This window comes from Clostridioides sp. ES-S-0005-03, assembly GCF_020658455.1.
Taxonomy (GTDB): domain Bacteria; phylum Bacillota; class Clostridia; order Peptostreptococcales; family Peptostreptococcaceae; genus Clostridioides.
Window position 1 is genome coordinate 124,746 of the sequence record NZ_JACVWI010000005.1, and the last position, 26,329, is coordinate 151,074.

24 protein-coding genes are annotated in these 26,329 nt (G+C 23.1%); 11 read left to right on the forward strand and 13 right to left on the reverse strand.

The window, feature by feature from the left end:
* Window positions 1-2 precede the first annotated feature (2 nt).
* The 4 genes from IC218_RS16880 to IC218_RS16895 form a co-directional block, all read right to left on the reverse strand.
* Window positions 3-248: a hypothetical protein gene (locus IC218_RS16880; protein WP_227825000.1), complete on the reverse strand. Its 246-nt coding sequence runs from the start codon at window positions 246-248 to the stop codon at window positions 3-5.
* A gap of 90 nt (window positions 249-338) precedes the next feature.
* Window positions 339-1,238 (reverse strand): hypothetical protein, encoded by a 900-nt coding sequence (locus IC218_RS16885; RefSeq protein ID WP_227825001.1) that lies wholly within the window; start codon window positions 1,236-1,238, stop codon window positions 339-341.
* A gap of 155 nt (window positions 1,239-1,393) precedes the next feature.
* Window positions 1,394-1,621, reverse strand: coding sequence for a hypothetical protein (locus IC218_RS16890; RefSeq protein ID WP_227825002.1), 228 nt, complete (start codon window positions 1,619-1,621; stop codon window positions 1,394-1,396).
* A 30-nt stretch (window positions 1,622-1,651) separates the two neighbouring features.
* Window positions 1,652-1,936: an SLOG family protein gene (locus tag IC218_RS16895; protein WP_227825003.1), complete on the reverse strand. Its 285-nt coding sequence runs from the start codon at window positions 1,934-1,936 to the stop codon at window positions 1,652-1,654.
* A 1,260-nt stretch (window positions 1,937-3,196) separates the two neighbouring features.
* Between IC218_RS16895 and IC218_RS16900 the strand changes: the two genes are divergently transcribed.
* From IC218_RS16900 to IC218_RS16915, 4 genes are all read left to right on the forward strand, one after another.
* Window positions 3,197-3,760 (forward strand): DUF3267 domain-containing protein, encoded by a 564-nt coding sequence (locus tag IC218_RS16900; RefSeq protein ID WP_227825004.1) that lies wholly within the window; start codon window positions 3,197-3,199, stop codon window positions 3,758-3,760.
* Between the two features lie 197 nt (window positions 3,761-3,957).
* Complete coding sequence (locus IC218_RS16905; RefSeq protein ID WP_227825005.1) at window positions 3,958-6,087, forward strand: type IA DNA topoisomerase; 2,130 nt, start codon at window positions 3,958-3,960, stop codon at window positions 6,085-6,087.
* A 101-nt stretch (window positions 6,088-6,188) separates the two neighbouring features.
* Window positions 6,189-6,755, forward strand: a complete 567-nt coding sequence (locus IC218_RS16910) for a hypothetical protein (protein WP_227825006.1) — start codon at window positions 6,189-6,191, stop codon at window positions 6,753-6,755.
* Between the two features lie 44 nt (window positions 6,756-6,799).
* Window positions 6,800-7,369: an HD domain-containing protein gene (locus IC218_RS16915; RefSeq protein WP_227825007.1), complete on the forward strand. Its 570-nt coding sequence runs from the start codon at window positions 6,800-6,802 to the stop codon at window positions 7,367-7,369.
* A gap of 12 nt (window positions 7,370-7,381) precedes the next feature.
* Here the strand turns inward: IC218_RS16915 and IC218_RS16920 are convergent, their stop codons facing one another.
* The gene (locus tag IC218_RS16920) at window positions 7,382-9,646 is read right to left on the reverse strand and encodes an AAA family ATPase (protein WP_227825008.1); all 2,265 of its coding nucleotides are present in this window, start codon (window positions 9,644-9,646) and stop codon (window positions 7,382-7,384) included.
* A gap of 125 nt (window positions 9,647-9,771) precedes the next feature.
* Between IC218_RS16920 and IC218_RS16925 the strand changes: the two genes are divergently transcribed.
* The 3 genes from IC218_RS16925 to IC218_RS16935 all read left to right on the forward strand — a co-directional run bounded on the left by IC218_RS16925 (window position 9,772) and on the right by IC218_RS16935 (window position 12,566).
* Entirely contained in the window at window positions 9,772-10,671 is a 900-nt protein-coding gene (locus IC218_RS16925) for a response regulator transcription factor (protein WP_227825009.1), read from the forward strand.
* Between the two features lie 24 nt (window positions 10,672-10,695).
* Window positions 10,696-11,520 (forward strand): S1 RNA-binding domain-containing protein, encoded by an 825-nt coding sequence (locus IC218_RS16930; RefSeq protein ID WP_227825010.1) that lies wholly within the window; start codon window positions 10,696-10,698, stop codon window positions 11,518-11,520.
* 92 nt (window positions 11,521-11,612) lie between these two features.
* Complete coding sequence (locus IC218_RS16935; protein WP_227825011.1) at window positions 11,613-12,566, forward strand: hypothetical protein; 954 nt, start codon at window positions 11,613-11,615, stop codon at window positions 12,564-12,566.
* Window positions 12,567-12,592: 26 nt separating this feature from the next.
* Here IC218_RS16935 and IC218_RS16940 read toward each other — a convergent pair whose 3' ends face one another.
* Complete coding sequence (locus IC218_RS16940; protein WP_227825012.1) at window positions 12,593-12,982, reverse strand: hypothetical protein; 390 nt, start codon at window positions 12,980-12,982, stop codon at window positions 12,593-12,595.
* A 154-nt stretch (window positions 12,983-13,136) separates the two neighbouring features.
* Window positions 13,137-13,808, reverse strand: a complete 672-nt coding sequence (locus IC218_RS16945; RefSeq protein WP_227825013.1) for a metal-dependent hydrolase — start codon at window positions 13,806-13,808, stop codon at window positions 13,137-13,139.
* Between the two features lie 172 nt (window positions 13,809-13,980).
* On the opposite strand from IC218_RS16945, the gene IC218_RS16950 reads away from it, so the two are divergent.
* Window positions 13,981-15,165 carry a conjugal transfer protein TraG gene (locus tag IC218_RS16950; protein ID WP_227825014.1) on the forward strand — a complete coding sequence of 395 codons (1,185 nt, stop codon included), beginning with the start codon at window positions 13,981-13,983 and terminating at the stop codon, window positions 15,163-15,165.
* 47 nt (window positions 15,166-15,212) lie between these two features.
* Here IC218_RS16950 and IC218_RS16955 read toward each other — a convergent pair whose 3' ends face one another.
* Window positions 15,213-16,097 (reverse strand): hypothetical protein, encoded by an 885-nt coding sequence (locus tag IC218_RS16955; protein WP_227825015.1) that lies wholly within the window; start codon window positions 16,095-16,097, stop codon window positions 15,213-15,215.
* Window positions 16,098-16,121: 24 nt separating this feature from the next.
* The gene (locus IC218_RS16960) at window positions 16,122-16,439 is read right to left on the reverse strand and encodes a hypothetical protein (RefSeq protein ID WP_227825016.1); all 318 of its coding nucleotides are present in this window, start codon (window positions 16,437-16,439) and stop codon (window positions 16,122-16,124) included.
* 135 nt (window positions 16,440-16,574) lie between these two features.
* Here IC218_RS16960 and IC218_RS16965 point away from each other — a divergent pair, with 135 nt between their 5' ends.
* Together IC218_RS16965 and IC218_RS16970 are read left to right on the forward strand one after the other, a co-directional pair.
* On the forward strand, window positions 16,575-17,432 hold the full coding sequence (locus IC218_RS16965) for a hypothetical protein (RefSeq protein WP_227825017.1): 858 nt from the start codon (window positions 16,575-16,577) through the stop codon (window positions 17,430-17,432).
* A gap of 368 nt (window positions 17,433-17,800) precedes the next feature.
* Window positions 17,801-19,651, forward strand: a complete 1,851-nt coding sequence (locus tag IC218_RS16970; RefSeq protein ID WP_227825018.1) for a type IV secretory system conjugative DNA transfer family protein — start codon at window positions 17,801-17,803, stop codon at window positions 19,649-19,651.
* Window positions 19,652-20,019: 368 nt separating this feature from the next.
* On the opposite strand, the gene IC218_RS16975 is transcribed toward IC218_RS16970, so the two are convergent.
* Window positions 20,020-21,075, reverse strand: a complete 1,056-nt coding sequence (locus IC218_RS16975; protein ID WP_227825019.1) for a hypothetical protein — start codon at window positions 21,073-21,075, stop codon at window positions 20,020-20,022.
* A gap of 1,738 nt (window positions 21,076-22,813) precedes the next feature.
* Between IC218_RS16975 and IC218_RS16980 the strand changes: the two genes are divergently transcribed.
* On the forward strand, window positions 22,814-24,397 hold the full coding sequence (locus IC218_RS16980) for a hypothetical protein (protein ID WP_227825020.1): 1,584 nt from the start codon (window positions 22,814-22,816) through the stop codon (window positions 24,395-24,397).
* An 18-nt stretch (window positions 24,398-24,415) separates the two neighbouring features.
* On the opposite strand, the gene IC218_RS16985 is transcribed toward IC218_RS16980, so the two are convergent.
* From IC218_RS16985 to IC218_RS16995, 3 genes are all read right to left on the reverse strand, one after another.
* Window positions 24,416-24,937, reverse strand: coding sequence for an HPF/RaiA family ribosome-associated protein (locus IC218_RS16985; protein ID WP_227825021.1), 522 nt, complete (start codon window positions 24,935-24,937; stop codon window positions 24,416-24,418).
* Between the two features lie 132 nt (window positions 24,938-25,069).
* Window positions 25,070-25,495, reverse strand: a complete 426-nt coding sequence (locus tag IC218_RS16990) for a RusA family crossover junction endodeoxyribonuclease (protein ID WP_227825022.1) — start codon at window positions 25,493-25,495, stop codon at window positions 25,070-25,072.
* 3 nt (window positions 25,496-25,498) lie between these two features.
* Window positions 25,499-26,170, reverse strand: a complete 672-nt coding sequence (locus IC218_RS16995; protein WP_227825023.1) for a hypothetical protein — start codon at window positions 26,168-26,170, stop codon at window positions 25,499-25,501.
* Window positions 26,171-26,329 lie beyond the last annotated feature (159 nt).

Here is a 26,329-nt window from a genome sequence, read left to right on the forward strand (position 1 = left end):
CATTATTTCTTTTTTAAGTAGTAATACATATCTATCCCATCTACAATAAAAGCCTTTAAATATTCTACTAATAATTCATTTCCCAAAACAATTTGAGAAACTTGATTTTTATGTTTCCTTATTTCCTTAAAATCCCTTCCATTAAATTTATCTGAAAAGTAATCTTCTTCTTGAATAATTATCTCTTCAATAACTTTTTTTAGTTTTTTGTTTATTACTTCTTGTTTATCTATTTTTTCTTTTTCCATTATTAAATTCCTTTCTATAATAAATTTTAATATATTATAGAAATTTTCCTTAATAAAATAATTATAATCTGTATAGCCCATTATAAAGTTTTAAAGCTCTGTTATTTTTATTATTTTATTTGAAATCCTACTGAAAAGAATTTCAAATGAATTTGTTTTATTTTTATTAACTATTTTTATTATATATCTTGAATTAGCCATAGCCTCCTTATCATCAAAATAGTATTTTACTATTTTATAATTATTGAAGCTTCCTCTACTTAATGTAAAAAAATTTAACAGTGTATCTTTATCAATATCTTCATACTGAAGATTACTTAGCATAGCATCTACTTTTATATTTACATCTGAATTTAATTTCAAATTAAATTCTTCAAATAACTTTCTATTTCTCAATGGTTCTATAAACTTATTAAATTCTTTAAGGAATATATCATTCGTATTTGATAACAAGCTTTCTTTATCTAATGCTTTTGTAGTATATTGTATCTGTTTTTTATTAGATATTTTTTTAGAATTTATAATTTGAAAATTATCATTAAAATCAATTCGCATATTTTCTACATTAAACAATTCTGAATCTCCTAAAGATACTATTTCTATTTCAGCAAATTTATTTTTTACATCCTCTCCTATAGCTACGATTTTTGCTTCTTTAAAGTATTCATTTTCATTAGAATAAATTGCATCAATCACTTCTTTTATTGGGCTCTTGTTTTCAGATATGATTTTATTAAAATACTTCTCTTCAAAATAGCTATTAACAGGTTCATAATACTTATATGAATCGTAAAAATGTGAATAATAAAAATCTTTGTCTGCTAACTTATTAAAAACATTATTTATAACATTGCTTATTTTAATTAAGTCTTGTTCTGTTGTATTACTATTTTGTATATTAATACCTTGTATAAACATATCCTTTTTTTCCTCATCTTGTTTATTATCAAGAATAAACAACTTAAAATTTATATACTTATCACATCCCACAAGAACGCTACTAAATAAAAAAATTAAGATTAGTGATATAATCTTAATTTTTTTATTATTTTTTCCCCTAACAATAAGCCAACACCTTCTTTTTATATTTTTTATAAATATTTCTAATATTATTATAGTATATTTATTGTTTATATAAAATATTTTTATTGTATAGCTTTAGGATTAATTAAATAAATTTTATTATTTCTTTCTTTTGCGTAATTTAAATAGTTTAATGTCCCACTCTTACTACCATCAAAACATGCTATTGTAAAAGAAGAGACATCAACCATAAATTCATTTCTTTTTTGATATTTATAATTATAGGTATCTTTTTTATTATATAAATCAAGCCTATCAACATATATAACTTCATCTGCTTTATTTAACATTCTTGCATATCTATCCTTATCACAAGAATTTCATTTAAAAGATTGTTTTTCAAAAGGTATAGCTAAATTATTCTTTATATAAGGGTATTTATCTTTTAAAGACTCTATTGTAAAAAAACTAATAGTATCAAACCCCAATGCTCCACCTGAGAAAAAAGTATCTACATTGTTTAATTCTATAAGATTTATTACTTGTATTCTTAATAATTTTGCCAACCTTTGGTATCTTCTATTCAATAAATTATCTCCATATAACTTATTGGGCCTATGCCCTGTAAAAGCACATGTTTTTTCCTTAGATTCTAAATGTAGCAATATAACCAACTCCTTATATTTTTTATTTATTATATAGAATTTATTTTTAATAATTCCATACAAAAGAAAATAAATATAGTACAATTAAATAGATTATATTGAAATGGTTAATAAGTTCTATAAATATCCATATTTTAGAAGAACAATTAGTGTTTTAATATATCTTATTTTATAGAAAGGAACATATTAGACATGTTAAACATTTTATTTTCATTATTTATTTTAAAATGTTTGAGTGAATTTAAGAGAACTAATCTAATTGAAAATAAATTAGGTTATGCTTTCTTGGGTTGTTCAATTATTACATTTTTAGAAATACTTTATGTACTACTTACACATTTATATTATTTTATAGAGTTTTTACTACAAAATAAATTTTTTAAGAGGATAGCAATCTCATTATATAAAACTATTCAAGATGATCCTAATTTTACAATACAAAAACTCTTATCTGTTTTTAGCTTTCTTATAGTTCAGTTTATAGCTTTTTTGATAGTATATTTATATCTGTTATATATACAAAGATCAAGAAACATATCGTCATTACATAAAAAATATTTAATCATATTAAAACAGATTTTCCCATTAGTTCTTTTCGCTATTATTGTGACAGAATTTATTTACAATCCCTTTATTGGTTATTTAAGTGTAAATTATACGTTTTTATACTTAATGTTACTTTTTATTTCTTTCTATTCTTCTTTGAAAGAATTTAAAAAGGACCTTATATGTGAACCAAATGAGAAACTAAACTCTTACATTATATTCTTTAGTTTATTAATAGTTTGTTTCCTAATATTATTAACATGTGTTTTTCTGTTTATATTCTTGACTCCAAACTTTAATACTATACCAGAGGATTCTTTAGAATATGAAAGTTTAATGAAATCGTTATATTATTTATCTGTTTTAGTTGTTCTAATATTAATGTATTTAATTTCTTATTGGTTTGTATATAACACTAATTCTGGAATTAGTAAGTTTAGTAAAATTAGATTCATATTTTATCTTATTTTATTTGTCCTTTATATATATTCAAGGTTAAATAACTTTTTAGTAGATTCTTCCATATTTAAAATAAATGTTTCAGGAAATGTACTAAATCTTAGCTCAGCAATTAGTGATTCTTCTACAGAAGCTTTACTTACAGTTGTTATTTTTGATTCTTTTTTTCAAAATTTCCTTGAATTTAAAAAAAATAAATGATAGTTATTAAGAAATTACCTTTTGCATATTATAAAAAAAAGAAAGGTAATTTCAATGAATAAAATATCAAAAATAAGCAAAGAAAATATAGGTAAATTAGATATATTTTTAGGGATAATATTCAATATTTTAATTGTTACTGGATATATATTATTTAATGATTTTGAATATCTTATAAATAATATCAATTCAAAGTCGTTGTTTTATTTTATTACAATTGTTATTGGTACAGTAATTATACATGAACTCATACATATATTATTTTTTAATTTTTTTAGTAATGGTAAAGCTAAAATAAAAATTAAATATGATAAACACATAGGTTCTATAGTAATATACCAATCAAATGAAGTTATTTTATATAATAAGATTCAAACAATCATAATATTATTAGCTCCACTTGTATTAATTACTATAATTAGTTTCTTTTGTATATTTTATTTTAAAACTATATCAGAGATATTAAAAATAAACTTAGTTTTAAATTCGATGGGAAGTACAGGAGACTTTATTCTCTCCAGTAAACTATTCCATAATTACATATCTAAAAATATCCTTATAAACTATTCTTATTCTTCTCAAGAGGGGACTATTATGAATATTTATATAAAAAAATAATACTAAATTTAGTATTATTTTTTTTATAGTATTATTTTTTATTTAAATTATATATTATTTTTTATAATAATATATAATTTAAAATTTTTTATTTTTTTAATCATAATTCAATTTTTTCTATTAAAAAAATATTATTTTTATAGTATATTATATATTCTTAAAAATATATAATTTTTTTATAATTAGGAGGTAAAATATTGAAAAAAATATTTATAGCAGAAAAACCTTCAGTAGCTAAAAATATTGCTGATAAATTTAATATTAAAAATAGACAAGATGGTTACTTTGAAGGAGAGGATTATATAATAACTTGGGCTTATGGTCACTTATTTCAATTGTTTGATGCTAAAGATTATAATGAAGCCATGTCTATCTGGAAAATGGATAATTTCCCTTTCATCCCAGATAAATTTAAATATAAATCTAAAGAGGATGTAAAAAAACAAGTAAATATAATAAAAAAATTGATAAATCGTGAAGATGTTAATGAGATAATATCTGCAACCGATTTTGATAGAGAAGGAGAATTAATTTCACATGAAATTTTGACTTGTTTAAAAGCTACTAAACCAATAAAGAGAATCCTTTTAAATGAATGGACTCCAGAAGAAATTAGCAAAGGTATGAAAAACTTAAAAAATAATATAGATATGAAACCTCTCCAAGATGCAGGTATGAGCAGACAATTAGCAGATTGGATAATAGGTATAAATCTGACATCAGTATCAACCCTAAAATATCGAAATGGGAATACTAAAACAATTAATATAGGAAGAGTTCTACTTCCGACCTTAAAAATTATCTATGATAGAGATAAAGAAATAGAAAATTTTGTTACAAGCACTTATTACAAATTATTGGCAACATTTAATACTAATAAAAATGAATTTTTAGAAGGAGTATATTATGACGAAAATAATAATGAAAAGTTTGATGACGAAAAAACTCCAGAAAAATTGGTTGCTTTGATAAAAGGACAAAAAGGTAAGATATTAAATAAAGAAGTTGAAAGAAAAAAGGAGAAAGCTCCTTCTCTATTTAATTTATCTGGGTTACAAGGCCATGTTACAAGTAAATATAATAATTGGACCTCAGACAAAGTTTTAAAAGTCGCACAATCTCTATATGAAAATAAATATATAACTTACCCACGTACAGATAGTATCGCATTAGAGGAAAGTTTAAAATCAAAAGCTGAAAGAGTACTAAATGTTCTAAAAAAGGGAGAGCCTTTTGAAGATAAAATTAAATTTAATGATAGCAAAAAGATATTTGATAATTCAAAGGTTGAAAGTCATAGTGCAATTATTCCAACTTATATAATTCCTAAAGACCTAACCCCTGATGAAAGCATAGTATATACAGAAATAAAAAATAGATTCTTTATGCAATTTATGCCCATGGCTGAATATGATGAGACTACTCTTATAATAAAAGTTTTAGTTGACGATTTAAAAGGATGTTTTATATCTAAAGGAAAGATAGAAATAGTTACTGGTTGGAAAGAAATAGAAAAAAGAGATGCTAAAGATGTTCTTTTACCTGGTGTAAATGAAAATGACATATTAGGTATAGAAGATGTTAGTATAGGTACAGTTGTAAGAAAACCACCTAAACCACATACAGAAAAGACTCTACTAAAAATTATGCAAACTTGTGGAAAAAGTTTTAAAAATGATGATGATTCAAATGAAATAATGGAATCCGTCTTGAGTGGATTTAGTATAGGGACATCTGCTACAAGAGCAGACACTATAAAAAAATTAAAAGATACTGGATATGTGGAAACTAAGGGAAAGAGCCTTTCTTGCACAAGTTTAGGAGTTAGCTTAATTGAGAACTTTCCTGTTCGACAATTACTTGACTTAGAATATACAGGTAAACTTGAGAAAACCCTTTTGGATATAGAAAAGGGACTTTGTAAAAAAGAAGATTTTTTAAACACTATAAAAGATTTTACTATTAATGCTGTAAGTTTAATAAAAAATGATAATTCTACATTACTTCTTCCTACTTCAAATAATAAAAAATTCACTAAACCTGTAATTGGGAAATGCCCACTTTGTCAGGGGGATATTATTGAAAATGATAAAAATTTTGGATGTAGCAACTGGAAAACAGGATGTAAATATGCAATCTGGAAAAATGATAAATATATTAAAACATTAGGTAAAAAAGTAACCCCTACTATGGTAAAAAAATTACTGAAAGAAGGAAAGGTTGAATTTAAAGATCTTGTTAGTAAAAAAGGCTCAAAATATACAGCTTATCTAAGTTATGGATTAGATAAAGATACTGGCTTTTTTAGTTGGAAGATGGAATTTTAAAAATAATAATAAATAAAATAGAAGTAAAATTTTACTTCTATTTTATTTATTGGTTTCTCGTGAAACAAACATTGTATTAAATATAGATAGAAAGGAAAAATATGTTTTATATTAGATTATTTTTACTTAAGATAGCAAACAATACATTAAAAAAACCATTAAATTTATATATGGGATTAAATATCTTTTTATTTATATTACTTTATATATTTAAAGGTTTAGGTTCTTATTTAACTATGCAACCTATATTAATTATTATTGTGCTTAGTACTAAGAGAATTACCCCTCTAACTATTTTTTTCGCCCCAACAAAACATTTAAGCATGAATTTACTTGATTTAGATATATTCAAAAATTTAAACTATGATATATCTTCAGATAAAGATAAAATAGCTGATTTTATTAAGCTTGATTTTAAAAAATCTTTATTAGAACTTAATAGGAGAAAAGTTAAAGTTATTAGATTCAATACGCATAAATGGGTCATTAATAACACCTTAAAAGAGATGAATGAGCTATTAGATAATTATAAAATAAATATAAAATTTATTGGAAAATGTTATATAAGAGATGATATCTTACTTATAGCTGGTAAAAATACTAACTCCTGCGATATATTGAGAAAGAAATATAAAGTTATTCTTATAAGAAAGGATTCAAATACTTGATAGCAGAAAATCAAAAAATCTCTACAATAAATGAAGTAATCTTATTGATAAAAGAAATTAATTACATTAAAAACTATAATATCTATAATAAAATATCTAAATTAGAACTCTTCTCTATACATAGAGAAACATTTTACCATTTGTTTAGATGTCAGGAGCTCGCCTTTTACTTTTCTCAGGTATTAATGTTAAGTGGAGATAAAAAAATAACTTTAATTGAAGGTTGTCTACTCCATGATATTGGCAAGCTGACATTAGATCCTAAATTGTTGTATAAAAAAGATAAATTATCTAAAGATGAATATTTATATATAAAAAGACATACTGAGTTCAAATCTCCTATTTTGTCTTTAGATATTAATACTCTTATTAGACTTCATCATAAAAACCTCTGCTTTTTAAGATATAGTAAGTTGTATGAAATTCTCAAAATAATTTTAATTATTGACGCTTATGATGCTATGAACAATAAAAGAAGCTATAAAGATAAACTTAGTTATGAAAAAATAAAAATTGAAATATTTAATAACCTAAATATACAATTTGATGAAGAATATTCAATTAAATTTTTATTATTCTTAGACTTATTTAATAAAGAAAAAACACTATTATAATAATAGTGTTTTTTAACTTGCTATCTTGTTTTCAAGTTTCAATCTTTCAAGTTTTTCTCTTAGCCTGGATATCCTATTCAATGAATTAGTTTGTTCTATTGAATAATTTAAGGCTTCTTCTTCTCCTATCATAATTAATTTCTCTTTTGCTCTTGTCATGCCTGTATAAATTAGGTTTCTATTTAAAGATGCTCTTTGACTGTGATGAATTGGCATTATTATAGCTGGGAACTCGCTTCCTTGGCTTTTATGAATAGTCATAGCATAGCTTAATTCTAATTCATCAATTAAGTCTTCAGTGTAAATCACATTTTTCTCATGCAATTTATATTCTACTTCTATTTCATATTCAAGAATTCCTTTTTGAGAAACTTTCGTGTATATTTTTCTTATAACTCCAATATCTCCATTAAATACACCTAAATTATAATTATTTGAGTTCTGCATTACTCTGTCCCCTATTCTAAGACAATTATAATTATCTATTGAATATTCTGGATTAGAGGATTTAGGATTAAATTCTTGTTGTAAAACTCTATTTATTTCTTTAACTCCAATTTCATTTAATTTTAATGGTGTTAATATATAAATATCTTCAAATTTAAAATTGTGTTTTTCTATTAAACATTTTATGCTTCTTAATATATTACTCTTTATTTTAAAAATATTGCTCTCTTTCCAAAAAATAAAGTCACTTCCAGCTTTATTTGATACATCAATCCCATCTTTCGAAGTTGTTAACAATCCTGAATTAACTTTATGAGAATTTAAAATTATACTTGAATCTTTCGATTGTCTAAATATTTTATTAAGCTTAACAACAGGTATTATATTACTGTCTATTAAATCTTTTAAAATTAGTCCTGCTCCAACAGAAGGAAGTTGGTCCACATCTCCTACTATTATAATCATTGTATTTTCATGGATTTTTGAGATTAATTTGTCAAATAAAGAAGCATCTATCATTGATGCCTCATCAATGATAACAACATCTTCTGTTATTTCTTCTAACTCTGTGTTTTTATATGGATTTATCTTCAACCCCCTATGAATAGTAGAAGATTCCATTTTTATTAACTCTTTCATGCGGTTAGAAGCTTTTCCTGTAGGAGCAAGTAATCTTATTCTAACTTTAGGATTTATATACTTTAAACAATTGACAATAATATTTGTTAAAAATGTTTTTCCTGTACCTGGACCACCTGTAATAATAGATAGCTTACTATTTAAAACTGTATTTAAAGCTTCTTTTCTTTTTAAGTCTAAAGTAAAAAAATTACTTTCATAATAAGATATGAAATTATCTATATCTTTTTTTTGTAAAAATTCAGACTTAGGTTTATTTAATAAGTTTTTTATGTTATTAACAATATTATTCTCTACATAATTATAAAAACTCTTATAAATGTAAGTATTTCCTTTTTCATCTTTTTCTATAATTACTAACTTTAATGCCACTAACTCCTCTAATGCAAATTTAATTTGATCTTCTGATATATTATTATTGCTATAACTACTAAATCTATTTAAAAATCTGTTTAAGTTGCTAAAAATCATATCTTTATATATACACATGTCTCCATTACTGTCTGTTCTATAATTAAGATATTCCAAAATGGAACACACTACACGTTTAGGGTTATCTGAACCTAACCCAAGGTTATTAGCTATTTTATCTGCATATATGAATTTTATATTACCATTAGTGCAAATAGAGTAGGGATTATTAAGTATCTTAGGTAAACTAAGCTCTCCATAGATCTCATACACTTTTATTGCTATCCTTGTAGCTATTCCCATTCCTTGTATAAAGAAAGCTAATTCTTGAAAATTTTCAAATTCAATTAGTTGTTGATATATAAGCTTTGCTTTTTTCTCTGTTATTTTAGGAACAGTCAATAAAATCTTATAATCATTTTTTATTAATTTTAGAACTCCCATCCCTAAAATCTCAACTATTTCCAATGATTTTTTTAAACTAAGCCCCTTAACTCTCTTATTTATAAACTCTGCTAAGGTCTTCTTACTTTCAGGTATAATAATTTTAGGTATTTCCTCTAAATAAAAAAAATCTCCATAAATATCATCAAACTTTTTTGTTACCTTTCCTTCATATTCATCTCCTTCATAAAGAATAGGGAAAAACCCCTTAACAGTAATTTCTTGAGTGGAATTATTATCTATTTTATTTTTTAATATAGCTTTACAAATTGAATATCTCTTTTCATTATCTCTATAATTAATTTTTTTAATTACAAATTTAATATAGTATTCCATAAATATCCCCTTTTTTATTTTTTATATTCAATATAATTATATCATTTTTGTCCTACAAATAATCATTATTTTTATTATTTTTAATAATATAATATATAAATAAAATGATTAAGAAGGTGCTTAGAGTGGATAACTTATATAAGATTCTTATTATTAATAGTACTTTTTTTATAAGCAATATAATAAAAACAGCTATTAACAATAAACCCCAAAAAAATAAGTGTAGTTTTAGTGTAATTAATAAAGAGTGTGTAGCTGGTAATGAATTAGAAGAAATAGAAAAAAATAAAATAAAAATTGTTATTATTGACATAAACACATTAAATGAAATTAGATTAATAAAAGAGATTAGTGAAAATTTTAAAGAAATAAATATAATAGTACTTACCTCCCTCTCAGACCAGTTAATTAGAGATGAAATATTAAAATATACTTCTTATTATATAAAAAAACCTTTGGCTGAAATTGAGCTTTGGAATAAATTAGATTTAATTGTTAAATCAAACCTAAAACGAAAAGAAACTAAAGAAACTAAAGAAACTAAAAATATTCCCCCAAAAAGTACTTCATTTTGTAAAGAAACTAAAGAAACAAGTAATTTAACAGTATCCAAGAACTATTTATTAGATTCAATTAAATTTAATATTCATGACTTAGTAAATGAGCTGAAAACTCAGCAAACATATGACACAGATGGAAATAAATTAATTGAGGAAGCAGGATCCATTTCAAATAAAGAAAATCAACCAGTTGAAAAAGAGAAGGAGCAAGCAAATACATCCTCAATTAATTTAAGTTTTTTAAATAATTTTGAGGGTAGTACACAAAAAATGGAATTAAATAATGCATGTAAATACTATAATAGGAAAAATACAAATAAATGTATTGAAATAACTCCACCAAAAGAAGATAAGAGAAAAAATATAGAGATAAAACACACTTTAAAAAGAGATAATTGTGAGAAAAAAGAAAAAAAGAAAAATACTTTTAGGGAGTTACTAAAAAATCTTAAAAAAAAATCTTAAAAAAAGAGAGGAAAATAAAAAAATATGAAAAACATTAATAAAGAATCTTTAGAGAGATACAAAAATTACATGGAAGAAAAAAAAGTTTTAAGTGGAACAGTAAGACTTGTAAAATTCGATGAAGAATTAAACTCTGACATCTTAATAATAATTTTAGAAGATGGAGGAGAAGTAATAATGAAAAGAGAAGACATTGATATAAGACAAACAAATCGTTCACTTACACCTTATTTATTTAAAAAAATAGAATTTATATTAACTGATATAATTGAGAGCGAAGAAAATGAAGTTAAAATGTTAGCTTCTCGTAAAGAAATAAAAGAAAAAGATAGAGATCAATTAATTAAAAAGTTAGAAGAAGGAGAAGAATTTGAAGCTAAGGTTGTACACTTAGAAAAATTTGGTGCATACTTAGAGATTAATGAAACTACAGTAACAATAAGAAATACAGAGTTCTCAGATGATTATACAAATGTGTCTGATATATATAAAGTAGATGATGTTATTAAAGTTAAATTATTTAAAGTTAATAGCAATAAAAGAATATACGTTGAAGCTGTAGAAAAATACAAAAGTAACGCTATAATTGACATGGATTCTTTTACGACTGGTTCTGTTGTTATTGGATCTGTTAGAACAATAAGAACAGACGATTGCTTTGTATGTATAGCTCCTAATTTAGATGTCCTATCTCCTATTCCAACTTTTTCAGATTACGAATTAGTTGAAGGAGATAAAGTATCTTTACTTATAAAAAAAGTAGAAACTAAGCAAGATGCTAATTCTGAAAAACTTATTTATAGAATAAAGGGTAAAATTATAAGAATACTAACAGAAGATATTAAATAATAGTATAACTTCAATTCTTTAATTAAAAGGCAGGTTTGAACTTGCCTTTTAATTAATAATTTTTTTATTATAATGAAAGGAATAGTAATTTTATGTATATAAAAGACTCTAATATCTATAAGTCTATACCAGAAGGTTATAAACAAATTTTTCAAAATAAATTTAGAAATAATATTTCTAAACATCAAGTCTTAAATTTAGTTACAGATAAAAAATTATCTAACCGAGATATTGCTATTGCTGAATTTTTATTTAATTTTAAATTTGCCACTGCTAATAATATATATGATTTTTTAAAAATCAATAACATCCTCACTTTAAAGAAATATAACGAAGGAGAAGAAGAAAAAGAGACTTCTTTTATTAGTATAAAATCCAGGCTTGATAAACTTGTTCAATATGGCATTTTGAATAAATTTATTCTATCAAAGATAGATGATTTAAAGAATCAAGCTGATGCACTTAATATATATTGTTTGGATTTAGGAGGGAAATTTTTATTAACAAATTATTCAAAACAAGATACTGTGAATTGGCAAACATCTATAAATTTAAATTCATCTGAAAATGTAGGGAAAGAACTCTTTATAACTAATTTTTATTTAAAATTATTAGATGTATGTAATGTAGTTTATTTTGAAACTCATCCACTTAGAAAAGCAGATAAGATAAATCTTTCTCCAAGTTTTGAATTTGCTATTGAAAGCAATGGAGTTAAAAACTATTTCATAGGAGAAGTTACTCGCCAGTTTGATATACCTATTCTTTTTTCTAAAAGAATAGAGAAGCTTGATAGACTTCTTAGTACAAATTCTTGGAAAAAATATTATCTTGATAGCCAGGTAGTACCTACATTATTTGTTTTTACAGAAACAGATGAATTAGCTGTTGATGCATCAAGATTGGTTTTTAATACAACTAATTTAGAAAAAGTTAGGTTTGGAACTGATGAGAGAATTTTTAATAATTTATCTACAGGTTTTCTAAAATATATGCCAGAGCACAAGAAACTCAAAATAATTAAACTAAAATACTTCGAAAAATAGTAGAACAATATTGTTCTACTATTTTTTTAAAATAAAAAGAATAACAAGTAATAAATTACAGCTCCTCCACTTATCATAGAAAAACATATAAGAGATATAAACATGTTGTTTAACACAATTTTTCTCTCTTGAGGATTTCCTCCAACCATTCCTAATTTAATAAGATGGATTAATAAAACAGCTAAACTTAAAAGTATACAAACTCCAATAAAAACATTAAAGTAAAAACTATATGTTGACTGTACTTTTTTTAAACTCTCTAAAAAGCCAGCATCAGTTGAAGCTTTTATTTTTATATTTTCTTCATTAACTGAAAAAGCGTCTATTCTAAAAATATTTAATAATAAAATAGGTGAGAATATCAAACTATTTATTTTAAAAATTATTTTTTTTTGTAATTTTTTTATTTTTTTCACATCCCTTGTTAAATAATTTTAAATTTTATTTTTTTATTATTATTTTTATTAAATAATTATATAAAATATAATATATTTTATTTTTTTATTATATTTCATATTATTTATAATAATTTATATTTATTTTTTATATTTAAAAATATTTTATAATTTATTACAAAAAAATATATAAATACGTAATAGCCAAGCATACAATAGCAACTAATAAATCATGTTTACTTGTTTTTAATTTAAGAATTCTAAATTTCTTATTTGAAATAGGATAAAATATGGGTATACCAGAAACTGTAATAAAATCTAACAATAGATGGCTAATCCATCCTATAGAAATACCAACTATTAAAGAAATATAATAAATTTGATAGTTTATATTAACCATATCTACTAATAGAAATAATACCAACATAGAACCTATTAAAAGGATAGGAGAATGGATAAATCCTCTATGTCCAAATTTACTATTTAAAAGGTTTGAGAGGGGTTTACATTTACTACCTAAGCTACTATTAGGATGATCTATATCTGGCAACAATGAACCTGCTATTGAGCCAAATAATATTATAAAAGTTAAGTAGGATTGTTCTATATAAGAATAATCTAAATTTAGTTTTTTAAATAAAAAAAATAGTCCTAATATAAAAAATAATATTAATTTATTTTTTATATTAAAAGGAATCTTTCTTATTAAATATGGAGAAGTAATAGTTATAACTCCTATAGTAACAATAGAAAATAACATGCTTTGACTATATTGATGTTTTAATAAATAATCAGCAGTTACAATTCCTATACATATCCCAGCAATTTTATGTGTTTTGCCCTGCAATATCTTTTCTCCTTTCTAATTATTTCTATATTATAGATTTCTGTTTATTTTATATAATTATTTAATAGGTGGATGTAGTATTTTTTATCATATAGAAAATATTTTTATTTAATCATAGAAGTGTATATTATATAAAATAAGCTATGACAAATAAGATAAATAGGAGAGTTAAATGGAAAATTTGCAAAATGATAATAAAAACACAAATTTAATAATTGGCACTAATAATAATAATGAAATTTTTATTTCACAAAAAAATAGATATTTAAATATGATTGTGTTGGGTAAAAAGGGGACAGGGAAGACCTCTAAAGTTTTACCTACATTAGCTTCACAGGATTTACAAAATAAAAAGATAGGCATGACTCTGATAGTAACTAAAAAAGAAATGGCTTATACTTTAAATGCTTTAGCTAAAGAATATGATAGAGAAGTAGTATTTTTAAAGGTAAGTACCAATATAGAAATATTAAACCATTTTTTATTTATGGATAAATATGAATATGATTATATAAATGAAAATATTATAAATTATAAAGAAGCTATTAAAAAGAAAAAAATTGTAATTATTGACATGGAAGTAGCAAAATATAAATATAATGCAATAAATGCTGTTAAAATGCTACTATTACAACTAACTTTAGATATACAAGAGACAGATATAACACAAAGGAATCCACACATTCTATATATAGATGATTCTTTTTACTATTTAGACTCACTTGAGTATTTATTAAATTATTCAGACGATTATAATATAGGCTTAATTTTATTCTTTCAATCAAGAAATCAATTTTTACTTAACAATAAAGATTATACTGCTTTATTGGATAATAATATAAGAACAACAATACTTCTTAATTCTTTAAATGTAGAAGATGTGCAATACTATCAGAAAAGAATCTATGAGAAAAAAAATCCATCAGATTTTTACCAGCAACATTTAAATTCTTTTCTTTATGAGTCTTTAAAATCTACTGGTGTTAGAATTGTAGGATCTGGGCAATTTAAATTTCTCGACAATGAGTTTATCGAAAATCTTGAAAAAAAATCTAAGAGATTAAGAAATAAGTTAATAAAAAATACTAAAGATGAGTATAAAAATAAAAATATGATTAAAGATATTAGTTATTTAGAAGGAGAACCTACACCAGTAGACCCTCGCTTAATCTTTGGGGAAGATATATCTCACAATAATAAAGAAATTGATATTTTAATTAAATCTGAAGATAATCACAAACAAAGTTCTTTTGGTGAAATGGAGAAAGAAAAAAAGAGAAAAATATCATCTTTTTTATTTAATAAAGAATCCGAAAATATAAGTTATGTAAATAATAATTTTGATTATAAATTCTAATTAAAAAATAATGAGGGATATCTATAATCCCTCATTATTTTTTAATTTTATAAACTATTAATATTTTTATTAATTTCATCATTTTTTAAAATTTTTAAATATAGCTTTACTACAGAAACCATTTCTTCTATAATATAATCTAAAAAGCTACTTTCTACTGCTAATCTTGGATATTCATTAGTTATTAAATACTTAATCACTCCAGCAATGGTTGATTTATATTCATAAAGAAGATATTTTTCTTGTTTCTCTACGCTTAATGGATTTTTAACTAAATAAGAACCTTTTGAATTAAAATCATACATCTTTTTTACTATAGATTTTTTACACACATTTAAATAATTATCTTTAAACATAGTAAAGTCAAACCTATTTTCTAATTTTTCCTTATAGGTAAACATCATGTTAATAAATTCGCATTCTAAATCTTTTTCATGGTTCATATTAAAATTAACCCAGAATTTTTTATTTTTTAATTTCATATCTAAAGCTTTAATAAAAGACAAAAAATCAATTGAAGTACAATTTTTTTCTATAGATAATTTATATGAAACTGCAATCTCTTTGGCCATATCTTGAGAAAAACCTAATAGCATTAATTTTAGAATAAAATAATTAAAAATAATTTTTTCTTCAGAAACAGTAAGTTTATTATTAAGTACAAAATTTGTTTCAAACTCTTTAATCCAAGACATATCTTCATGAGCCAATTCTGTACCTATTTCATTTTTAATTACCTTATTGACTATAATGTTCACATCTTTGGCTTTTAGTTTATAATTGCTGTCTATACTATCTATGTTACCACTATAATTTTCAAATACTAAATTTTGGAGATTAAGCTTTTTACAGGATAATTTTAATTCTTTATTTGGACAATATAAAATATCTAAATCAAAAGTTAAAAAGTATTCACTTTCATTTTCATACATTTAAAAAGCTCCTTTCTCTTTTTATTAAAAAATCAAATCTTTATTACTTTTGTTGTAATCATTAACATTGTTAATTTCATTAATAATTTCAGTTGGCAATAATTCTTCCAATTCTTTATATTTTTCACTAAAAGAGGATTTTAGTGTGGATATCTCTTCTTCTACCTTTTGTGGATTAACCCCAAGATTTTCTATTTCTTTTTTACATTTTTCATAAGAGTTCCTTAAGTTATTTAATTCTGCTTCACATTTGATTAAAGCTTTTCCTCCATCACTAATTATTTTTTCAAGAATAGGAAGCTCTTTAACCATTGCCTCATAATTTAATTTTTTTTCTTTCATAAAAAAACACATCCTTTTGTACATTTTTTTTATTAAAACACTTTTTTAGTACTATAATATAGTATTTAGTTTTATAAATTATAAGAAAATATGTATAGATATTATTAAGATATAAATAAAAAGGGGATTAGAGATATGTTAAATAAAAAATATAAAATAAAAGTAATATTATTTAGTACTGCCTTTGTTTTATTTGGGCTTATATCAAGTGTTTCTGTTTATAACCAAATAAACAACAATCATAATAATAACAAGGGGGAAACTCAAGAAAAAATAGAAAAAGATATACAAAAAGAATTAGGTAAGTTGTCTCCTGAAGAAAAAAGTAAAATGAGTGATAAGGATAAACTATTAAAAACTTATGGAGAAAATGCTAATAAAATATTAAATAGCGTTAAATTAGGCGAAGATAACAATAGCGAATTTCCAAAAGAGGATACAGATAAATTGTATAATAATTTAATAAAATTAGCTCAGAATGCTAACTACGATAAAATTTTAGATAAGGTTGACAAAGAATTAGAAACATATAAGTTTAAAGAAGAATATAATTGGAAAATAGGAAATGTCTATAGTGATGCAAATATTATGTTATCTACTCTTACAGCACCTATACAGGGTAAGGGATATATGGTCAAAAACTTAAAAGATCCAAACATGATTTTAATTGGGACACTTATGATTCCAGAAGAATCCAGAAGGGATGTTATTTTAGAAAAAACCAGTTTATCTCCTATTTTTGATGGACCTGTTACAATTTTATCTTCCGAAGTCTTAGATACTAAAGATAGTGTATATGCTGAGATTTCAACAAAAATTGAACATTTTAAAGATGTCTATAAAATAAATTTTAAGATTGAAAATTTTCTGTTATATGCTTATATAATAGACTCTGGAGAAGCAAATCCATTATTTTATAAAATAGTTAATGATGAATGTAATGAGACGCCTTATAAAGACATTAATTATTGGATATCTTTAAGTAATAATTAATAATATACACATTAAATAATGGAAAGTTATACTTTTTTTTAAAGCTTACTATAACAATAATAGTAAGCTTTTTCTTATGTATTTTTAATATTTTGCTTGCTAATATTACGAAAGGACTTATCATAATTTTAAATTAAATGAAAAAAGATGAAATTTTAGAAATCCTTAAAGATAAATTTTATGTTATTATAGCTGGTTTATCTTTTGCTGAGATTTTTTTATTGTTAATCCAATTATGTTTTAGAAAAAGTAGCATTATACTATGCTTGTTTGTTAGTTTTTCCAGTATAGCATATTATCTGACTTTTAAAGAGGTTAAAGTCTTTAAACTAAAAAACATAGTATTTAGTTTTTTTATATTTTTAGGGATGTTATTAATTATAAACCATAGTTTAATATCTTTTTTAAATTCAACGAATATTGAATTTCATAAACTAATCATGGTTTTTATCTATTTATTAAATTTTATCTATCTATGTATTATTATAGGATTATCATCTCAAGAAAGTTTTAGAGAGACCATATCTCAAATAAATAACATTAATTTTTCTTCTAAACTATTTAAACCAGAAGAAGAGAAAATAAAACCTGGAGATGTTATTTTAGGGAAAAAAATTGAGTCTATTAATGGAAAAGCTGGAGAAATACTTGATACTCCTGTCTTTATACCATTAAAAGATAGATTCTTGCATATGTTAATACTTGGACCTACTGGTTGTGGTAAAACATCTCAGACCATAATTCCTATGATAAATCAAGATTTACAAAATAAAAAAATAGGAGTTACAGTACTTGAACCAAAAAGCGACCTTGCAGAAAAAGTATACCAAATGGCAAAAATCCATAATAGAGAAGTGATTTATTTTAATCCTTTACTTGCTGACTGTCCTTATTTTAATCCTTTGTTTGGTCATGAGAGTGAAGTTATAGAGAATATGGCTACAACTTTTAACATGTTAAACCCTGACTCTCCACAATTTTTTAAAGATATGTCAGATGGTCTTATTAGAAAGTCTGTAAAGTTATTAAAAAGGTTATATGGAGATGATGCAACTTTAATTGATTTAAATGACCTTGTTTGGAACTCAAATGGGATAGGTAAAAAAATAGTAAACGAATTTTCAAAGTTACCTGTAAGCAATCCTTTACAACAAAAAGAAAATGAAGAAATAGCTATTTGGTTTTTAACAGACTATTATTCAGGCATGACAGGTGATAGAAAAGGAACCAAGACCTATGAACATTGCTCAGGTGTTAGAACTCAAATATCCAAATTAGTATCCAATGAGTACCTTAGAAAAGCTTTAAATCCACCAAGAGGACATGGTACAGACATAGATTTTGATAAAGCTCTTGAAGAGGGATTGGTTATAACTATGACAACAACACAAGGTTCTTTAAGAGATTTAGGAAAGTTCCTTGGATATTTTATAATATTACAATTACAATCAAGTGTTTTTCGTAGACCTGGAGATGAAGATAGTAGAAAAGAAAACATGTTGTATATTGATGAGTTCCAAGTCTATGCAAATCAAGGTTTTGGAGAAATGTTGACACAAGGACGTTCCTATAGAGTAGCTTCTCATTTGGCTACACAAGCAAGAGACCAAATGAGTGTAGGTAGAGAAGGGGATAGTTTCCTTAAATTAGTTTCTGCAAATGCAAGAAATAAAATTATTTACCCTGGAATAAGTATAACTGATGCAAAATATTATTCTGAAGAGTTTGGAGAAGAATTAAGAACTACTATAGGAAGATCTTATTCAAAAGACCGTTATTTTTCTTCATTTTCAGATGAAAAAATGACAATAAAAGTAGATGAAAGATATGAACCAAGATTTTCTCCAAGCAATTTGATTTATAGAACATTTGGTCAAATTACACATTGTTTAGTTAAAAATAATACTGTCCAAATTCCAGCACTCGCTCAAATCGAATATATCCCAAATGATTTGCATGAAAAAATAAAAAAAATGGTAAAGGAATACAATGATGAACAAATTAAAAGAAATAAAGATTATGCAACAGAATATTCTAAAAGTGTTGCTTGTAATCATTTTCCAAATAAAGATATTCTATACGTTATAAAAAAAGATGATATAATAGAAAACAAAGAAGAATCTTTTGAATTAGAAGAGAATATAAATGATAATACAAATCCAATTCCAATAAGTATTGATATTGAAATTGAAGATGAGTATGAGTATGATGATATATAAAATATAAAAAGATATTTATTACACATAAATTAAAACAGATTTTAAAACATTAATTAGTGATTATAAATAATAGCTTTATTATAGCATTTGCAATATGTTTAAGAAAATATAAAATAAATGATTTGAACTATGTTAATAATAATTACATATTTTGTAGATAAATTTTATTTTTTTTATAATTAAAAAAATTATTATGTTAATAAAAAAACTTTCTTTTTGTTAAAAAAGTGGATAAAAATTTTATCAAAAAAAAGACACAGGCTATAGAAAAATTATTTTTTTCTAAAAACCTGTGCCTTTTTAAAAATTTGCATCATAAATTAGAATTAGCAATATTTTACTAATCCACATTTATGATATTATTTTAATTAATAAAGACTACCAAAAGTTATTAATTTCTTTTCGATAAAATTTCTTAAAAATCCAGCGGGGTTTTTAATCTTATTTATGTTTATATCGTCATTGTAGATAGTGTTTTTAAACATATAATCTAAACCTAAATAAACTTTTCTAATACCAAATTCTAAGCTTAAACAAGCTAAGTCATTTATAATTAAAGCTTTTTCTCCTTCCAGATTTCGTAAATCTTCTTTAGAATTATTGTTTTGTAAAAGTAGTTTAGAGTGATTATAACTATAAGAATAATTGTTTTGATCAAATAAATTCTTAATCTTTTCACTTACCTTAGATACAAATTTTTTGTTAAATTCAGTTTTAGATTCATAATCCTTTGTTTCTAAGCTATCTCCAACCATTTTAAATTTTGTATTTTTGCTACTTAAAACATCAAAAATAAATTTATCTGATTTTTTTATATATAAAGGTAGTACATCTACTAATTTATCTTTACTAAATCTAATTTTTTTTCCTTTTGCTTTACAAGCATCTATCCATAAAAGCTTTTTTAATTCAATTTTTAGTTCATTTACATTTTTTAAATTTATTAAATGTACTAAGTGATTAAGTGTTAAAGTTATATAACCACTACCACCATTTTCTTTTTTGTAATGATTTTTATATTCATCTGCAATTACAATATCAAATCTACCATAATTAATAGCAGGAGTAAAATAAGCAAGTCCTAAATAAGAAAGTGTTTTTTGGTTGCTTCTCGCAGTAACTATAGATATATTACATAATTTAGCAATATCTTTATAAGAAATGTTTTTTCTAACAAAGCAATCATTTGCAAAAGGCAAAAAATGATATAACAAATATTGTTTTATTAAAGACTTATTTGAAGAAATAATTTTTGTATAATTATTCTTTGTTAATCCTAATTCTTTTTCAAGTTTAGAAAGTCCATTATCATTTATTTTAATTACATCTATTTTCCTTTTAAAAGCTGATATAATCTCTTTTATTTTTGATTTAGATATTCTTGCATTTGCCTTTAATTCATCAAACATATATTTATTATCCACTTTTTTACCTCCTTTCTTATATTTTTTACATTTTATAAAACGTATTTTACAAAAGATACATGCAAAAGTAAAGTATGCAGATTCTATTGTATTTTTTGATATATCATTGAAATTTAAATGAAAAAAGAAAGTATGCAAATATTATTGTAGTTTTCATCAAAACAAGTATTTGCAATCAGTTTGAGTTTTTTTATTTTTTCTTTATAAAACAAAAAAAATTTTCCGACAATTTTTGCAAGCAAAAAAATCAAAAAACTACAATAGTATGCAGATATTATTGTAATTTTGAAATCTGAAAAATAGCTAAAAATTAAAGTATGCAAATATTATTGTAGTTTTATAAAAGATAAAATGAAATCAGTTTAAAATCTCAATGTTTTTATTGTTTTTCGACATGTCTGAGTAATTAAATATAAATATTTAATAAAAAGAGTATTAACTTACAATATATAATGTACTTAAAAGTATGCAAATATTATTGTAGTTTTTAAATGAACAAACCTTAAGATATTATTGATATACAACAGAAGCTTTAATAGATGCTAATTATCACCATAAAAGTATGCAAATACTATTGTAGTTTTTTAGTATAATATATATACTAATACAAAAATATATAAGCACTATTGTAATTTTTTACCATTATATATCTGATAATATGTAGATTCTATTGGATTTTAATTATAATAAGATAATTAAAACCATAAAAGTATGCAGATAATATTGTAGTTTTGGATATAATAGATGATTATTAGAATAGAAGTATGCAGATATTATTGTAATTTTTAATTATAATACATAATTGAAATTAAAAAAGTATGCAGATAATATTGTAGTTTTAATTAAAATAGATAATTATTAGTATAAAAATATGCAGATATTATTGTAGTTTTAATGATATGTATAATTATTAGTATAAAAGTATGCAAGTATTATTGTAGTTTTTAACATTGGATAGTGATTAGTATAAAAGTATGCAAGTATTATTGTAGTTTTAATGATATGTATAATTATTACTATGATAGTATGTAAAAATTATTGTAGTTTTTAACATTGGATAATTATTAATATAAAAGTATGCAAATATTATTGTAGTTTTAATGATATGTATAATTATTACTATGATAGTAAATAATTACCCATAGTATTTTTAAACATATAATAGTTATTAATATAAAAGTATGCAAATATTATTGTAGTTTTTTACTATCATATAATTTTTACTCTTACAAAAGTATGCAGATACTATTGTAGTTTTATTATATACTAATATATAAACATATGGATTAGCTTATGACTCTTATAATAAGACATAGTTATTATCACAAAAGTATGCAAATATTATTGTAGTTTTTATTTCTAAATACAGATACTAATACAAAGACCTATATATATTATTGCGATTTCTTACATTCATATAATTATTAATTGTAAAAATATGCAGATATTATTGTAGTTTTTATTATTATCTATAGTTATTACTTGTGAAAGTATATAACTATTATCATAATTACTATCATTAAAGTATGCAGATGTTATTGTAGTTTTATTATATACTAATAAAATAGTAGTCTTTAGGTGTATCTACTTTGGTATGCAAAAGTTATTGTAGATTATAAAGATTGAATATTTACAAATTACAATATACAATTAATAATTATAACTAAATATATTATTATGATTTTTTTACATATATTATGTTAATATATAAAATATAAGATACAAATATAAGAAAAAGGTGGTAACTTTGAATAAAGAAAATGCAAGAGAAGATTTTATTTTAATAATGCACGCTATCTATGAGCAAGAAAAATTTAAATTTATAACTCAAAAATATTTTGAAGTGCATATGATTAAATCATACGAATCAATTGATGAAATTGCTACAGTTTTTGAAGATTTTTTATCTACAACAATTTCAGGTAAGTTAGATTTACTAACAACGCCTGCTAAAGCAAAAAAATTGAGGGCTTGGGAAATTTCCTCGACTTGGAGATTAAAACAAAACTGGGTAAAAATGGCATTAGATTCAATGGAGAGCGATAAAGCTGAAGCAAAATTATTAAAAAAAGAATATATAACAATAAAAGAAGAATTCTTAAAAAACAAAGGTAAAATTAAAAGTATGGATTTAGAATCTCCAGAGGAATTACTTTTGATGCGAAAAGAAACATTAAAAGAATGGGCTACAGATAGTTCTTATAATATATCAGACTTTCCATATTTATCTGAAATGTCAGATGCTAAGATTAATTCGGCATTTACGCACGATTTGCTTTTATGCATAACTGAGATACTTAAAGAACAATATAAATTTAATATAAATAATATAGTATTAACTACACCAATTAGTGTAGTTCCAGGAATTTTTCTCCCTACATTACGCCCTAAAAGAAATAAAAATATTGAAATAATTAAAAATGATGATAACTCGTTTGAATCTGGTACTTATGGAGCTAAAAACCACACTGGTTCTCAATTAAATATTTCCTACAAATTTAAGATAGATGAGGAAAATAGCCAAATTGAAAGTTTTAAAATGGAACTGTATAATCTTGAGACAGAAGAAAAAGCATTACCTAAACTATCCCTTGATAAAAGAGATCTTGAGATTATTATTTACATTGAAAGACTTTTTAATTTGGATACTGCATCTTTTTATCTAAGTGATTTACTAAAACACTTAGGGTTAAAGTCTCGCACAAAAGCAAATTATGATAATGTAAAAAATAGACTGTTAAAACTTCCTTATTATTCGATCTATAGTAAATCTACAGATGCGTTTGGACAAGTTAAAGAAATGTCTTTTAACTTTTTTAGCTCAGTTGAAATTTCTCGTAATGAAGGAGATATTAGTAATGAAGGAGATATCGTAAAGGGAAGAGATATTGTAAAGGTAAAAAGATCTGTTTCACCCGATATGGAAAAAATGTCAACTGACATTATGTATGAAAACGAATTGAAAAAAATAAAGTTACAACAATCAATTAATCTTGCTTATTTTCTTGAGGGAAGAAGAAATTATCTAATTAGAAGTGGTGAAGATTTACAAAATAAGAAATATAGATTTACAATTGATCATTTGAAATATGAAGTACATTTGAGTGGGAAAAATAGTCTTAAAAAAAATATGAACTATTTAGAACTTGGTCTTAATGAAATAATGGAGAATCAATTTATCATTAAGGATTATATACGAGGAGAAGACTTCTTTGATGTCATTTTCTATAAAAATAACGAAAAACAAAAATGCTTATTAAATACTATTCTTGGCTCTTTGCCCGATTATATCATTAATAATATAAGAGTAGCTCAATCTTAAGCTACTCTTATATTTGTTTTATTTTAAAAATCCTTGAATTATTTCATACTGACCATTTTTATTTAAATGTATTAAAGACATTATAAAATTCTGATTATAGAATAAAAAATAAGAATATCCAAGTAATTTCATTTGAAGAAAAGCCTCTTCCTCAGACATTGGTTTTAACTTTATTTGTTTTCTTTTTATATCTTCTTTTTTTTGCTTATTAGTAGTTTTAATAACTTTTTTAAAAGGAATATTATTAGAATTAATATTTAAATTCATGTGGTATATTTTATACAATTTTCTTTTTAATCGATTTGTAATTTTTTCTAATGCTGAAAAAAAATCTTCTGAAACTTCATCCATTTTTATGATTTTTTTGTTGTATTCTAATAATAATTCTATCTTATAGCTTGATTTATTTTGTTCAACTGTAATTTTTATATAGTCATTTTCTTTTAAAAATACTTCTAAAAAATTTAGTTTTTGATGAATGGCTAATTCGATATCTTTACTTATTTCTTGGTTATGTTTTTTTATGATTTTTATATCCATAAGTCCTCCTAAAAAAGAAAATATTATTTAAATAATATAATCTCTAACAATTAATAGTATAAATAATATAAATATATTATTTATATATAATATATAAAATAAAATAAAATATAATCAAAAATAATGAATAATCTATTCTTTAATTTTATCTAATGAATATTTAAAAGTATATTCAGATGAAGGATAGAGCTCTATCTCTACTCGTGGGTTTTCTTTGTCTATAAAATCCATAATAATCACAGGTTTTAATAATTTATCATTTTTTATTATTCCACTTTTTTCAATACCATCACAAATGCTCTTTGGATAGTTGTGTATATCTCTATTTCTCTTGTCTGGAAAATATAATTTAATAACTGTCGTCAAATTCTCATTAAATTTAGTAGTTTTGTATTTAGAAGCAGAAATTGCTTTTAACGAACTCCAAGAAACTAATTCTTCATATTCTCTATATTTTGAATACTTCCCTTTAGCTGGCATTATGGGCTGTCCGTTTTTTCCTGAGATTTTAAAATTTGATTTACTAATTGGTCTTCCTGTAACAACTATTTTTAACATTAATTATATCTGTAATATATTATTTTGGGATCTTTTTATGAATCTGTATTTAACTTCAACAGACTCATTTAAGGTTTCTAAATCAAATATATCTCTACCATTACAATAATCACAGTCCACATAGGCGAAGTCATCTTCTCCTAAAGAAAAAACATCTTTCATTTTATTAAATTTCTTTTCGGATATACTAAGTTTAGATTTTTCACAAATACATTTTAAATTATATATTTTTTCTAACATGCCTGAGTCATATAAAAAATCTATAATTTTTATATTGGTTTCATTGGAGGTTTGTAATTCTAAAAAAGAAAAGTTTGGTGTAATTATTTCATTTTCATATTTTGTTAAAAGCTCATCTAATTTAATTTTAATATCCTCATTTAAAAAAACAATGTTATTAATTTCAGGATAATTGTGGACCTTATTTAATTCTGGATAAAATTCTTTAGTTTTTTTAATTAATATTTTTTTAATTTGATTTAGTTTTTCAGGACTAATTCTATTTTTTATGCAATCATATAATTTTTTTAATTCAATATAAGGCAAATAGCTTAATTCCTCTAAATCTATACTTTCATTAAGTTTTTTTACCTCAAAATATTTACTATCAGCCAACTTAGATAAATAAGAAAACTCTTCATTTTTTTCTAAAATTAATTCTATATTTGGGTTCAAATTCCTATACAGTCGCTATTAAAAATATATAGCGATTTTCTCCTTTCAAATTAAAAATATTTATATAATACAAGTTTTTTATAATTATAATAAAACTTTTTATTTAGATTAAAGTAAATGTTTTATCTATAAATAAAGTATAATACTTGCGTTTAATAT